Source organism: Clostridium sp. SHJSY1 (assembly GCF_031626875.1).
Lineage (GTDB): Bacteria > Bacillota > Clostridia > Clostridiales > Clostridiaceae > Clostridium.
The window spans coordinates 25717-39967 of the sequence record NZ_JANDMF010000017.1 but is presented as its reverse complement, the minus strand read 5'-3'; the positions used below and the strand labels follow the sequence as shown (position 1 = coordinate 39967).

The following is a 14251-nucleotide window of genomic DNA, read 5'->3' as shown; positions in this document are numbered from 1 at the left end:
TAAATTTCAAAATAGAAACTTAATTATGGTAGAATAATAATTATAAAGATAAGGAGATATTTATGAAAAGTATTAAAGAAGAATTAATAGATATAGTAGAGCATGAATCAATTGTTGATTTTAAGTACATAAATAGAAATGTTAGTACTGGAGAAGAAAATCATTTATATAAAAAGCTAAAAGAAAGTATTAAAAATGCAAAAGCAATAGATATAATAGTTTCTTTCTTGATGGATTCTGGAGTAAAAATGATTCTAGATGATCTAAAGGAAGCAATAGATAGAAATGTTAGCATTAGAATATTAACAGGAAGCTATCTAAACATCACATCCCCAACTGCTTTATATATGTTAAAAAGAGAACTTAAAGATAAAGTAGATTTAAGATTTTACAATGTACCAAATAAATCATTCCACCCCAAATCATACATATTCCATAATGATGAAGACAGTGAAATCTACATAGGCTCATCAAACCTTTCAAAAGGAGCATTAACAAATTCAATAGAATGGAATTACAGATTTTTAAAATCTCAAAACACAGAAGATTTTAATGCTTTCTATAATGAATTTGAAAATCTTTTTAACAATTATTCAGATATTATAGATGACAATGTAATGAAAGAGTATTCAAAGAACTGGAAAAGACCACAGGTTTATAAAGATATTAAAAAGGCTAAAGAAAATGAAAAGATAAATGTTGATGTGAAAGACATTGAAGGAAATAAGGTAATAGAACTATTTGAGCCTAAAGGAGCACAAATAGAAGCTTTGTATGCATTGGAAAAAACTAGAGAAGAGGGTTTTGATAAAGCATTAGTAGTTGCAGCAACAGGTATAGGGAAAACATATTTAGCTGCTTTTGATTCAATAAAAGCTAATAGAATTCTATTTGTTGCTCATAGAGAAGAAATAATAAAACAAGCAGCTATAAGTTTTAAAAATGTTAGAAAGACTGAAAATATAGGTTTCTTTTATAACAGCATTAAAGAAAAAGATAAAGAAATGGTTTTTGCATTAGTTCAAACTTTAGGTAAAGAAGAATATTTAAATGAAGAATATTTTAATAAAGATTATTTTGATTACATAATAATAGATGAGTTCCATCATGCAGTTTCAAGTAATTACAGAAAAATAATAGATTACTTTACACCAAAGTTTTTACTTGGATTAACAGCAACACCAGAAAGACTAGATTCAAAAGATGTATTTTCACTTTGTGATTATAACACTGTCTATGAAATTAGACTTAGTGAAGCTATAAACAAAGGTTATTTAGTACCCTTTAGATATTATGGAGTTTATGATGAAACAGTGAATTATAATAATGTTCAAATTCAAAGAGGAAAATATAATGAGAAAGAATTAGAAGATGCTTTAATGATTAATAAAAGAGGTGACTTAATTTTAAATCATTATAGAAAATACAATTCTCAAAGAGCTTTAGGTTTTTGTACTTCAAGAAGACATGCTGATTATATGGCAAAATTCTTTATGGAAAATGGGATAAAGGCAGTAGCTGTATATAGTGGAGAAGAGGGAGAATACTCAGCAGATAGAAAAGAGGCAATAAGTAAACTTGCTAAAGGCGATATTCAAGTAATATTTTCTGTAGATATGTTTAATGAAGGCTTAGATATTCCATCAATAGATATGGTAATGTTTTTAAGACCAACAGAATCACCAACAGTATTTTTACAACAGCTAGGAAGAGGTCTTAGAAAATATAAAGATAAGAAATATCTAAATGTATTAGATTTCATAGGAAACTTCAAAAAAGCAGATCTTATGCCATTTTTGCTAAGTGGGAAACAATATTCAAAATTAGAAGCTAAAAAAGGAATATTTAATGAAGAAGAATATCCAGAAGATTGCAGAGTAGATTTTGACTTTAGAATTATGGACATATTCAAAAAATTAGCTGCAAAGGAAATGAAGATAGAAGATCGTATAAAGGAAGAGTACTTTAGAGTTAAAGAAGAATTGAAGCATAGACCAAGTAGAGTGGAATTCTTCAATAATATAGATGATGAAATTTATACAGCTATTAAGAAAGTGAAAAGTTCCCTAAATCCTTTTAATGATTATTTAGGATTCTTAAAGAATAATAGAGAATTGTTTGAAGAGGAACAAACTTTAGTTAGTAGTAAGGGTTATAATTTTATAAAAATGCTCGAAAATACTAGTATGAGCAAAAGTTATAAGATGCCTATTTTACTTGCTTTTTATAATGAAGGTAATGTGAAGATGGAAATTGATGAAGATGATATTTATAAGAGCTTCTATGAATTCTACCATAAAGGGTCTAATAAGGTGGATATGCTAAGACACAAAAGCACAGCTGATTTTGAAAATTGGGATAAGGCGAAGTTTGTGAAGCTTGCTAAGGATAATCCTGTTAAGTTTCTTCTTAAGAGTGAGGGGGAATTCTTTAGGACTTTTGAGGGAGTTGTTATGGTTTTGGATGAAGAGCTTAGGGGGATTGTTTCTGATGAGAAGTTTGTGGAGCATATGAGGGATGCTATTTGGTTTAGGGTTCAGAAGTATTATGATGAGAGAAATCTAGAGTTAAATGTTAAATAGAACTTTTATTTTGGGTATGTATAAAATCAAGTTCTATAATTTTAAATTCATATGAATTAGATTATAATTTATTTAAAGCATATGTAATTAAGAGAAACTTAGAATAGCATTTTTAGCTTAAGATATTAATTAAAAGGAGGAGAAAATAAAATGCCATCAAGTATATATAAAACAAAAGAAGAAGTGCTAGTAAGGGGAAGGGAAGTAATAGGTGTTCCGTTTAAGGATATAGATAAGTCGGACAAGCTTAAGGAAGTAAAAGGTGGTGCTGGGAAAATGATTGAACAAGATTGGTTTAGCATCGAAAATAATAGTGAGTCTGAACCAGATTTTGTAGAAGCTGGAGTTGAATTGAAAGTAACACCTTATTTTATTAATTCAAAAGGGATAAGAGCTAAAGAAAGATTAGTTTGCAATATAATTAATTATGAAAAAGAGAATTTAGATGATTTTTATAAAAGTAGCTATTGGAAAAAGAATGAAACAACATTATTAATGTCATACCATGATGTATCACCTGAAATTAATGCTCAAAGAAAAAAAGAGAAAAAGAATAGTTTATCAGCTGAAGAGAAGTATGAATTAAAAAAACAGTTTACAATAGAGGAAGTAGCATTATTTAAAATTCCTGAAAAAGATTTAAAAATTATAAAAAATGATTGGATGATTATAGCAGATAAAATAAAAAATAATAATGCCCATGAACTATCAGAAAGTGATACTATGTATTTAGCTGCATGTACAAAGGGGTCTACTGCAGAAAAATCATTAAGAAAACAACGTGATGTTAATGCTGTTAAAGCAAGAGAAAGAGCATACTCATTAAAACCTTCATACATGACATATATTCTTAATTCATATATATATGGAGAAGAAATTGATGAAAATATTATTAAAGATACTGAAAATATTGATAATATAGATTTAGAAGAATATTTAAGGAATAAGCTAAAGCCATACTTTGGCAAAAGTCAAGCAGAAATGAAAAAAGAATTAGGAATTAGTAGCAATTCGAAATCGTTAAATCAATTGTTGATATCAAAAGCTCTAAATATTACAGATGTAGAAAATAGTTCAGAGTTTAAAAAAGCTGGAATAAAAATAAAAACAATAAGAGTTGAACATGATGGGAATAAAATTGAACAACATATGTCATTTCCTTATGTTAAGTTTATGGATTTAATAAATGAAGAATGGGAAGAATCTAGTACAAAAGAGAATATGATTGAGCAAAAATATATGCTTGTAATCTTTAAGAAGGATGAAATGTATAATAAGGATAAAAACAATAAAGAATATACTCAAAATCATCTGTTTTTTAACAATATAATGTTGTGGCAGGTATCAGAAAGTGATGCTGCTGAAGTAAAGAAGGTATGGGAAAAAGCAAGAGAAGTTATTAAAGAGGGTGCTGGGTTAAGAGAAAAAACTTGGGGGAATAGAACTAGAATGGAAAATGATTTGCCTAAAGCAAGTGAAAATAGAGTTTCACACATGAGACCTCATACAAGTAAATCAGGATATACAGCAGATAGTCCTTATGGAGATTTATTACCATCAGGAAGATATATGACTAAACAATGCTTTTGGTTTAATAGAGAATTTATACTAGAACAGATAAAAAATAATATCCTATAAAATAGGACAAGTATTCTTGCCTATGAAGAAAATATGCTTTTGTAATTATGCTATATAGAAATAAATGGGCAATTTATTATTTTATACTTTCAAAAGTAAAATAATGCTTGAATAATAGTTAGATTTGTAGTAATAATATTAAAAGAGATTAAGAACGAATGTTCGAGAAGTAACTTTGATAATAGTATAGAATTTTATACTAGAGTAATTTTTATTTTCTCTAAAATATAGTATAATCAAAAAGTCATATGAGGAGGCTAAAACATGAAATATACAATTTGTGAATTATTTGCTGGGGTTGGCGGATTTAGAGTAGGCTTTGAAAAAAGTTCATCTGATTGGAAAACAGTTTGGTTCAATCAATGGGAGCCTAGCAAAAAAGTTCAACATGCGTTTGAATGTTATAGGAGTCATTTTGAAGCCTTTGGGGGAGTAGATGAGTTAAGCAATACAGATATATCACAAGTTCCAGCAGGACATATTCCAAATCATACTATATTGGTTGGGGGATTCCCGTGCCAAGATTATTCAGTGGCTAGCACTGGAGCAAAAGGAATACAGGGCAAAAAAGGTGTATTATGGTGGGAAATTGAAAGAATTTTAAAAGAAAAGAGACCTCCTTTTGTGCTTTTGGAGAATGTGGATAGATTACTTAAATCTCCAACAAAACAACGTGGTCGTGATTTTGGAATTATAATAAATTGTCTAGCTAAACTAGGATATTCAGTTGAGTGGAGAGTTATAAATGCAGCAGAGTATGGTTTTCAGCAAAGAAGAAGACGTATTTTTATTTTTGCGGTACATAATACAACAAATTATTATAAAAGTTTAAAAGAACAAAGTGTTTATAATCAACTTCAAAATAAAGGTTTCTTTGGGTCTATATTTAATGTAGAAACTTTTTCTGAGGAATTAATTAGTAGCATAGATATTAAAAAGCTATATGATTTAGATACACTTAAAGTTTCTGATGAGTTTAAGTTTGAATTTAAAAATTCTGGTGTGTATAGAGATGGAATTATATCTACAATTGAAACTATACCAGGAGATATAATAACAGAGAAGCAGTTAACATTAAATGATATATTGGAAAAACAGGTTGACGAAAAGTATATTTTATCTGGTGATGATTTAGAAAAGTGGACGTATATGAAAGGCCCAAAAGCTATTAATAGAACGTCTAAAGATGGACATAAATACGTATTTAGAGAAGGTGGAATATCCTTTCCTGATCCACTAGATAAGCCAGCACGAACTATGCTTACAAGTGAAGGTAGTAAAAACAGAAGTACTCATGTTGTTAAAGATATTTCAACTGGTAATTTAAGAATATTAACTCCATTAGAATGTGAGAGAATAAATGGTTTCCCAGATAATTGGACTGATACTGCAATGACGCAATCATTTAGATACTTTTGTATGGGGAATGCACTAGTTGTAAATTTAATAGAGCATATGGGAAAGAAATTACATGAGATAGTAAAACAAGAGAAGTAGTTAAGCAAATTAATTATAGTAATGAAGTATGAGTAAAACAGTAGTCAATTTTGTTTGATAGACAGAATTAACTACTGTTTTTTGATTATAAAATTTTATATGAAAAATTAGTATAGTTACATATAGTTAACTTTTATACTTATGAGCATAATTAATTTATATAATAATAGATATGTATATTTCTAATTAATTATACAAGAATTAATGATTTGTTTATAAGAATTAACTATAATAAGAAAATTATATTTTCTATATAAAAGGGAAAAATAAATAGTAATTTATTAATTAATGGAGTTGATTTAATGAGTTATTATTTAGCACCAGGAAATTATAGAAATATTGAACAATCAATTCTTAATCCAATTAATAAAAATTATTTAGATATTAATGATAAATCTAAGTATATATATGCATGGGCAATATCAACTAAGAATAAATGTAAAAAGTATTCAAATGATATTAAAAAAGGTGATGTAATAGCTATATATGCTACTGATAACAAGTCTGATAATAATTTATATTATGGAGTTGTAAAAAATAAGATTATTGGAAAACATTTTCCTGAACAAATATGGGGTGATAGTTCAAAGAGTGATTATGAATGTACAATACTTATAGAAAAAATAGAAAAAGTTAAAATTAGTAAACAAGAAATATTAAATGTTTTAGATTATGATAGATTGTGTGGGATAACATTATTAAGAGATGAAAAAGAAGAGAGATTAAAATATATTTTAAGATATTATTCAGCTATACATAATAAAAAAAATGATGATGAAAAATTGATTAAAAAGTATTGGGAGTGCTCAAGTGATGAAATAGAGATTGAATGGGATACTAGTAATATAAACAGAAAAGAACAAAATTTAGAAAAAGGTAGTAAACCAATAAATAATAAAATCAATTCATATAGTTCATCAAAAATTGATGGATTAACAGGTGAAAAGGCGGCTTATATTTTTTTAAAAAGAGAATTTAAGAATATATTAAAAATTTTAAAGATAAATAAAGATAAAAATATAGAAATAATTTGGTTCAATCATGATTTAGAGATAAGGAATGATAATGAAGAGGATAAGTCTGTAGGAAAGGGATATGATATTGAAGTTGATATGGAAAAAGTTAAATACAAGTTTGAGGTTAAAAGTAGTAAGAATAAAGTAAATGAAGTTGTATTAACAAGAAATGAGCTTATTGAGATGAAAAAAAGTTCTGATAAGTATTTTATAATATTAGTAAATGACTTACTTACAAAACCAAAAGTGAGAATTATCAAAAACTTTTCAGAAGAATTTTCAGAGGAATATTTAAAAATGACAAGTGAGCATAAATTGTATATTAACAATGTCAATTATAAGTATTACTTAATTTTATGAATAATTTTGCAATACACTTAATATTAATTAGGGAATTAATTAATATTAGGTGTATTATTTTTATGAGTAGTAAAAAATTTATATTAGATTCACCAATAAATTGGTATGGTGGAAAAGGTGGAGATGTTCAAAGGAAACTTCTGAATAAGATAATATATTATATAGAACAAGCAAATAGTAATATTTTTGTGGATATATTTGCAGGGAGTGGAATAGTATCATTAAATGTAGAAAAACCAATTATAATTTATAATGATATAAATAAAAAACTAATTAATTTTTTTAATGTATTGAGAGACTATGAGCTAAGCGAAAAGTTAGTGAGGAGGTTGTCATTAACTTTATATAGTAAAGGAGAGTATGAATTATTACAAAGTCAGTTAGATATAAATTGCGGAATGGTAGAAAATGCAGCAAAATTCTATGTTGCAACAATGCAAAGTATTAATGCTAGTGGTGCTATGATAAAAAAACAAACTTGGAGAAATAGTAAAAGTAAAAGTAGACGAGGAATGGCTCAATGTGTTAGTAGTTGGTTGAGAAATATAGATGAAAATTTACCAGACGTAGTGGAAAAGTTTAGAGAAATGCAAGTTACTAATTATGATGTATTTGAATGCATAGATAAATATGATAAAGAAAATGTTGTTTTCTATTTTGATCCACCATATATTCAGGATGAAAGAATTTATAAAAAAGTATATTCAAATGAATTTACATTAAAAAATCATAAAGAGTTAATTAATAAGTTGCTAACATTAAAAGGAAAGTCAGTAATTAGTGGTTATGATAGTAGTATATATGATAACCTTGTTGAAAATGGTTGGAGAAAAGAGATTATTAAATCTAAAACTTCAGCAACTATAAATAATAAAAAAAGAATAAATAGAGATAGTAATGAAGTTATTTGGTATAAAATTTAGTTTTCAATTAAAATAAGACAAGCTGTGAAAAAATTAAATAACTAAGAGAGCTAAATTTCTTGTAAAAGATTATATTTAAATGGGATGTAAAATCTAAATTTAGGAAATTAAAATTAACAGATAAACATAAGTATATAAGCTGAGATTTCATTATTTTATAAGGAATCTCAGCTTTAGCTATATGATATAATAAAAAAAACACATAGAACAGAAAAAGGGGAAAAGAAAAGTGATTGTATATCAAGCAAGCAAAAAAGATTTCATGGATCACGTAACCAATGATGAAATTAGCATTCTAATAGATAGAGAATACAAAAATAAAATAGGAAAATCCAGAGAAGCAGAATTCAGAGCATGGGATAGATCAATGCTTTATATGTACAAAGCACTTAACACAGATGATATTCCAGATGAATGTGGAGTTGCCATAGAATACAGAATTCCTGCTACATCAAAAAGAGTAGATTTTATCCTAACTGGTCTTGATGAAGAGGAAAAAGAAAATGTAATCATTGTAGAACTTAAACAGTGGGATGAAGTAGAAGCGGTAGAAGATGAAGATGCCATAGTAAAAACTGCAATGAGAAGAAATAGTAAAGTAAAAACAGCTCATCCATCCTACCAAGCATGGTCATATGCCAGTTTAATAGGAGATTACAATGATGCAGTAGAAAAAGAAAATATAAAACTACATCCTTGTGCATATTTACATAACTACATAAAGAAAGAAGAAAATGATCCTCTTGAAGCAGAAGTTTACACTGATTGGATTAACAAAGCTCCAGCATATACAAAAGGTGATGTTATAAAGCTTAGAGAATTCATCTGTAAATATGTAAAGAAGGCAGACCAAGGAAAAGGTATTTACTACATAGAAGGTGGTAAAATCCGTCCATCAAAGTCACTTCAAGATGCTCTTAAAGTTATGCTAGATGGAAATGAAGAGTTTGTAATGATAGATGATCAAAAAGTTGCTTATGAAAGCATTATAAGAACTGTTCGTAACGCTATTAAAAATAATGAAAAGAAAACAATAATTATAGAAGGTGGCCCAGGCACAGGAAAGTCAGTATTAGCCATAAATCTTCTAGTTAAAATATGCAATATGGATTTAAATTGTCAGTATGTAACTAAAAATGCTGCACCTAGAGCTGTTTATACAGAAAAGCTTAAGGGGAATTATACTCAAAAATATATTAATAACTTATTCAAAGGCTCAGGTGTTTATACTGAGACCACAGAAAATGAAATAGATGTTTTAATAGTAGATGAAGCTCATAGACTTAATGCAAAATCAGGTATGTTTAAAAATAAAGGTGAGAATCAAATCAAAGAAATTATAAATACAGCAAGAGTATCTATTTTCTTTGTAGATAATAATCAAAAAGTCACTATGGATGATATAGGTAGCATAGAAGAAGTAGAAAAACATGCAAAAGCACTAGCTGTAAAAACTAGAAAGTTAAAGCTTACATCACAATTTAGATGTAATGGCTCTGATGGATATATCTCTTGGCTTGATGATATTTTAGAAATAAGAGAAACAGGAAACTTTGATGGCTTTGAATTTGATTTTGACTTTAAGGTATTTGATAATCCAACAGAGATGAGAAAGGCAATAGAAGAGAAAAATAAAATCAATAATAAGGCAAGACTTCTTGCAGGATATTGCTATGAATGGATAACCAAAAAGCAAAACTATGATAAATATGATATAGAGTTTCCAGAATATGATTTCAAAATGAAGTGGAATCTAAGCAATAGCACAACATGGGCAATTGACAAAGAATCTGTAAATCAATGTGGCTGCATACACACTTCCCAAGGTCTTGAGTTTGAATATGTTGGAGTAATAATAGGTAATGATTTAAGATTTGAAGATGGAAAGATAGTAACAGATTTCACTAAAAGAGCAAAAACAGATAAAAGCTTAAATGGAATTAAGAAGCTATATAAAGAAGACAAAGAAAAGGCTCTAAAGATTAGTGATGAGTTAATCAAAAATACTTACAGAATCCTTATGACTAGAGGGCTAAAAGGATGTTATGTTTGGTGTGAAGATAAAGCTCTTAGTGATTATTTTAAGGAAAGAATCAATCTCTTTAGCCATCAAATTGGGGTTAAGGAAATTGAAAAGGGAAAAGTTTTAAATAGGTAGAATATATGATTGAATATAAAGATGGAAAAGAAGCAAAGAGAAATTATAATTATTTAGGTTTATTTTTTATAAAAGTTTGATATAATATAAGTAAGATTCTAAATCTATGATTTAGCAAATCGCACTTATACAGAGTGCAAATAAGAAAAGCTTAGTGCGTCAACACTAAGCTAAGCTTTAGAACCGTTTATTTTGGTTTAGGGCTATTGGATTAAATTAATTGAAGATTAATTAAGAAAAAGTGCTACTCTTTGCAGGATGGGGCACTTTTTTCTTTGCTTTTAACTTCTATATCAAGACCAATAAATTTAATCTTAATTTTTAAATGATTTATAAAAAGATTATGTTTTAGAATTAATCTAATTATATAGACAATCGATATACATTTTATAAAAGTATCAAACATATCCAATACCACCTCCTAGCTATAGTGAAATGATTCACCAATAGCCCAAGGAGGATAAAACGTTCAAAACCCCCGTAGCCATCCAACTACGGCTTTTTTATTGTGATTTTAATATTATACCATAATTATGTAGATAGGATATAAAAAAATAAACGAAAAGAACAAATTAAGCATTAATTTTATTTATGATATACTAATTATAAAACTTAACTCGTATAATATAGATTTGTAAAAGGGTGGTATAATATTGAAACAAGGAATTTATGGGCGAGTAATAAGCTTTGCTTTTGATTATATATAAGATAGGAATGTGAGAAATGAAATATAATATTGAAAATACATTAAATGATTTTGAAAAATTTATAGAATTTAATGAAATTGAAAAACCAATACTAACAGCTCAAAAAGAAGTATTAGGTAAAAAGGATTCTTTTAAGCTAAATGAACGTCTTATATACAAAAAAGATGTAGAGGCTCCAACTCTTAATCAAGATAAATATCCAGTTATAGAATTTATGTTCACTTTAGCTCTAGACAGTAAGCTGTATATAAAAGGTGGAGATGAAAAAGGAAAGTTAAGGCTCATTGAGACTGATAGAATGGAAAGTTATAAAAGCTTAAATAAATATGAAAAGTATGTTTTCTTATTGCAAACATTTTGGACTAAATATAAGTTTAAAGATAAATTTGGTAGATGGATAAATGTTCTTAATTTCTATAACACTTTAGATAATATATCTGAGTCTGAGGAAGGCGAGAGAATTATAAACGAAAATGCTACTGATATAATGTTTTCAGAAGGAGCAGAGTTTTTTCATCACCTAAAATTCTTTGGATTTGGTGAAATAGAATTAATTGATGGTGCAAAGGGCAAGTATGAAGATTCTGTAAAAGCATTTTTACCTAATGAATTTGGAATAGAAGTAATTAGTTTTTTAGTGGAAGAGGCATTAATCCTTTGGGGAATTGATGACTTGGAGTTACTTTTGAATAAAATAGGATTTAAAATGAGAGCAAATAAAGATGAGGCTTTTGAAAGATTTCAATATCTTTTCGTTGATGAGCCTGTAAATAATACAGTAGATGATAATTATATGATGGATGCAAAGGGTGTTTATACTTTTAAGGTAAGTTTATCAAAAACAGTATGGAGAAAAATAAGTTTGTCACATACTCATACTTTAGGAGATTTACATAATTCCATTCAACAAGCATTTAGTTTTGATAATGATCATCTTTATGTCTTTTATATAGGTGGTAACAGAAGAACAGGAATGCCAGTATATTGTGAATATGCAAGAAATTTTAGTTATGAAGATGATGAAGATGAGGAGGTAGCAGAGAATACAACAATAGCTTCTTTAGATTTATACGAAGGTGAGATAATGGTATACCTTTATGATTTTGGAGATCAATGGAAATTTGATTTAGAACTTATAAATATAGATGAAGAATCTCCTTTATTGTTAAAACCTACAGTTATAGAAGAAAAAGGTAAGTCGCCTAGTCAATACTAGATTCAGATTAAATTAATTGAATATTAATTAAAAAAAGTGCTACTTTTTGGAGGGGGGAGCACTTTTTTCTTTGTACAATTCATTTGTAAAAAAAATCAAAAAATGTATTGACTATATATCAGAGCGATATATATACAAATGAAATGGAGTGAATTTAAATTGGCAAAAACAAATAAAACAAAATATGCTTTGTTAGGTGCATTAAGTTTAATGTCTGGATCTGGATATGATATAAAAAAGTTTTGTGATTCTTCTATAGGACATTTCTGGAATGAAAATTATGGCCATATATATCCTGTACTACAAAAAATGGAACAGGAAGAATTGATAACAAAGCAAGTAGAGCAAACTGAAGGAAGACCAGCAAAAATGTGTATTCTATTACAGAAAAAGGGAGAGTAGAATTAGAAGAATGGCTATTAGCCCCTATAGAATCTGAACCAGTCAGATCTGAATTACTACTAAAGATATTTTGGTCTGAAAATATACCAGCTGCAAATCTTATTGAAAAACTTCAAAGAATAAAAAAAGAAAGTGAAGAAAGAATTTCCCAATATTCAAACATTGAGAATTTAATAAAGACTAAAAATCAAGAAGTATCTAAAAAAACTTTAGTATTATGGACTACTACACTTAGTTATGGAAAGCATGCTGAGGAAGCAAAGATAAAGTGGTGTGAAGAAACATTAAAAAACTTAGAAGAAATAAAAGATTATAAAGTATCAGAGGCAGCGTATAATTATATACGCTACTCCTTTATATTACTTCAAGTAATAGTAGAACAATCTTACTTGAGAAACTTGCCAGAAGAGTTTAAAATGACAGCTAAATACAAAAAAACTTGGATAATACTTAGTATTGCTTGGGGTGTCTTAAATATAAGTCAAGCCGCAGTAAGAATAGTGTTATTACATTCAGTATCTATGAGTTCATACTATACAATTAATACTCTTTACAGCAATATTTCTACTCCTGCCCTTATAGCAATTTCTATAGCTTTTCCTAGATGGTATTGGAAAACTGAGAAGAATAAGAATTAATAGGAAGTTATATGATTTATAAGGAGTTTAGGAATATTAAGAGTATTTTTACTAAAGATAAATATTAACTAAAAGATCTAAATCTCGTAATCATTTTAATAGCGATTTTTTGTTAATTAATTTACTAAGTTTTACCTAAGATAATAACTTCATAGTTTTAAGTTGTTTGTAAGGGATAAAAAGTGGATTTTTTGGTTAGTATTTATAAATTTTTATAATAAAAAAGATAGAATTCTTGTTGTTACAAGGAAAATCTATCTTTTTTTAGGTTAAAAAATTAATATGTGAAAAGGTGCTAAAGTAAGTATAAATTATGCATGTAAAATACTTACTTAAGATGAATTTATTTAGCTATGAATTAATTATAAAAAGTTTCGATAAAAAATTATAGGTAACTAAAAAGTTAAATGGGGTAGCTTATGGAGAATGTTATAGATTTAATTAGAAGAAAAGATTTAAAATATGATGCAAAAAAAGTTAATGCTGACAATGTAGAAATACAATATATGTATGCGAAAATGTATTTTAATGGAGATGGCGTTGAAGTTAATTATGAAGAAGGAATTAAGTGGCTTAATATAGCTGCTGAAAATGGACATGGAGAAGCTCAATGTCATTTGGGGGCATGTTATTATAATGGAGAGAAATTAGAAAGAGATTATAATAAAGCGGTAGAATTATTTACGATGGCTAAAGAAAATAAAAATCCTTTAGCATATGTGTGCCTAGGATTAGCATATCTTGAAGGAAATGGTGTGAAAAAGAAGAATAGAAAAAAAGCTTATGAGTACTTTAAGAAAGCACATAAACTTGCTGAGCCTATAGGAACCTATCGTCTTGCAAACTGTTATTATATAGGTATTGGAGTAGAAAAAAATCTATTGAAAGCTCTCAATTATTATGAGAAAGCTATTAAAAATGGATATACAGATGATATAAAAATTTTCTTATTATGTCTTAAAGAATCTGTGGATAAATTTGAATCTTTTAAAAATGAAATTAAAGATGGTGATGGAGCAGAATTTAGAGATTTTTTTGAGTTAAACAAAAAGATAACGGTGTTTTCAGATTTTGTGGAGTTGCTAAAGTAGTAAAAATGAAGTGGTGCATTTAG

Annotated in this window: 11 protein-coding genes; 10 read left to right on the top strand and 1 reads right to left on the bottom strand. The window is 27.6% G+C overall.

Going from position 1 to position 14251, the window contains the following annotated elements; translation table 11 throughout:
* Positions 1-62 precede the first annotated feature (62 nt).
* From NNC19_RS09535 to NNC19_RS09510, 6 genes are all read left to right on the top strand, one after another.
* Complete coding sequence (locus tag NNC19_RS09535; protein ID WP_310938409.1) at positions 63-2582, top strand: DEAD/DEAH box helicase family protein; 2520 nt, start codon at positions 63-65, stop codon at positions 2580-2582.
* A gap of 150 nt (positions 2583-2732) precedes the next feature.
* Positions 2733-4220, top strand: a complete 1488-nt coding sequence (locus tag NNC19_RS09530; RefSeq protein ID WP_310938408.1) for a Sau3AI family type II restriction endonuclease — start codon at positions 2733-2735, stop codon at positions 4218-4220.
* A 264-nt stretch (positions 4221-4484) separates the two neighbouring features.
* Positions 4485-5717: a DNA (cytosine-5-)-methyltransferase gene (dcm, locus tag NNC19_RS09525; RefSeq protein WP_310938407.1), complete on the top strand. Its 1233-nt coding sequence runs from the start codon at positions 4485-4487 to the stop codon at positions 5715-5717.
* A 302-nt stretch (positions 5718-6019) separates the two neighbouring features.
* Entirely contained in the window at positions 6020-7093 is a 1074-nt protein-coding gene (locus NNC19_RS09520; protein WP_310938406.1) for a DUF3883 domain-containing protein, read from the top strand.
* Positions 7094-7155: 62 nt separating this feature from the next.
* Complete coding sequence (locus tag NNC19_RS09515; RefSeq protein ID WP_310938405.1) at positions 7156-8016, top strand: DNA adenine methylase; 861 nt, start codon at positions 7156-7158, stop codon at positions 8014-8016.
* 229 nt (positions 8017-8245) lie between these two features.
* Positions 8246-10174 carry a DUF2075 domain-containing protein gene (locus NNC19_RS09510; RefSeq protein ID WP_310938404.1) on the top strand — a complete coding sequence of 643 codons (1929 nt, stop codon included), beginning with the start codon at positions 8246-8248 and terminating at the stop codon, positions 10172-10174.
* A gap of 244 nt (positions 10175-10418) precedes the next feature.
* Here the strand turns inward: NNC19_RS09510 and NNC19_RS09505 are convergent, their stop codons facing one another.
* A complete protein-coding gene (locus NNC19_RS09505; protein WP_310938466.1) occupies positions 10419-10580 on the bottom strand; it encodes a hypothetical protein in 162 nt (53 codons plus the stop codon).
* 317 nt (positions 10581-10897) lie between these two features.
* Here NNC19_RS09505 and NNC19_RS09500 point away from each other — a divergent pair, with 317 nt between their 5' ends.
* From NNC19_RS09500 to NNC19_RS09485, 4 genes are all read left to right on the top strand, one after another.
* On the top strand, positions 10898-12097 hold the full coding sequence (locus NNC19_RS09500; RefSeq protein ID WP_310938403.1) for an IS1096 element passenger TnpR family protein: 1200 nt from the start codon (positions 10898-10900) through the stop codon (positions 12095-12097).
* A 159-nt stretch (positions 12098-12256) separates the two neighbouring features.
* Positions 12257-12499, top strand: a complete 243-nt coding sequence (locus NNC19_RS09495) for a PadR family transcriptional regulator (RefSeq protein WP_310938402.1) — start codon at positions 12257-12259, stop codon at positions 12497-12499.
* Complete coding sequence (locus NNC19_RS09490) at positions 12469-13137, top strand: hypothetical protein (RefSeq protein ID WP_310938401.1); 669 nt, start codon at positions 12469-12471, stop codon at positions 13135-13137. Before NNC19_RS09495 ends, NNC19_RS09490 begins: the two co-directional genes overlap by 31 nt.
* 419 nt (positions 13138-13556) lie before the next feature.
* Positions 13557-14228 (top strand): tetratricopeptide repeat protein, encoded by a 672-nt coding sequence (locus NNC19_RS09485; RefSeq protein WP_310938400.1) that lies wholly within the window; start codon positions 13557-13559, stop codon positions 14226-14228.
* The last annotated feature ends 23 nt before the right edge of the window (positions 14229-14251 follow it).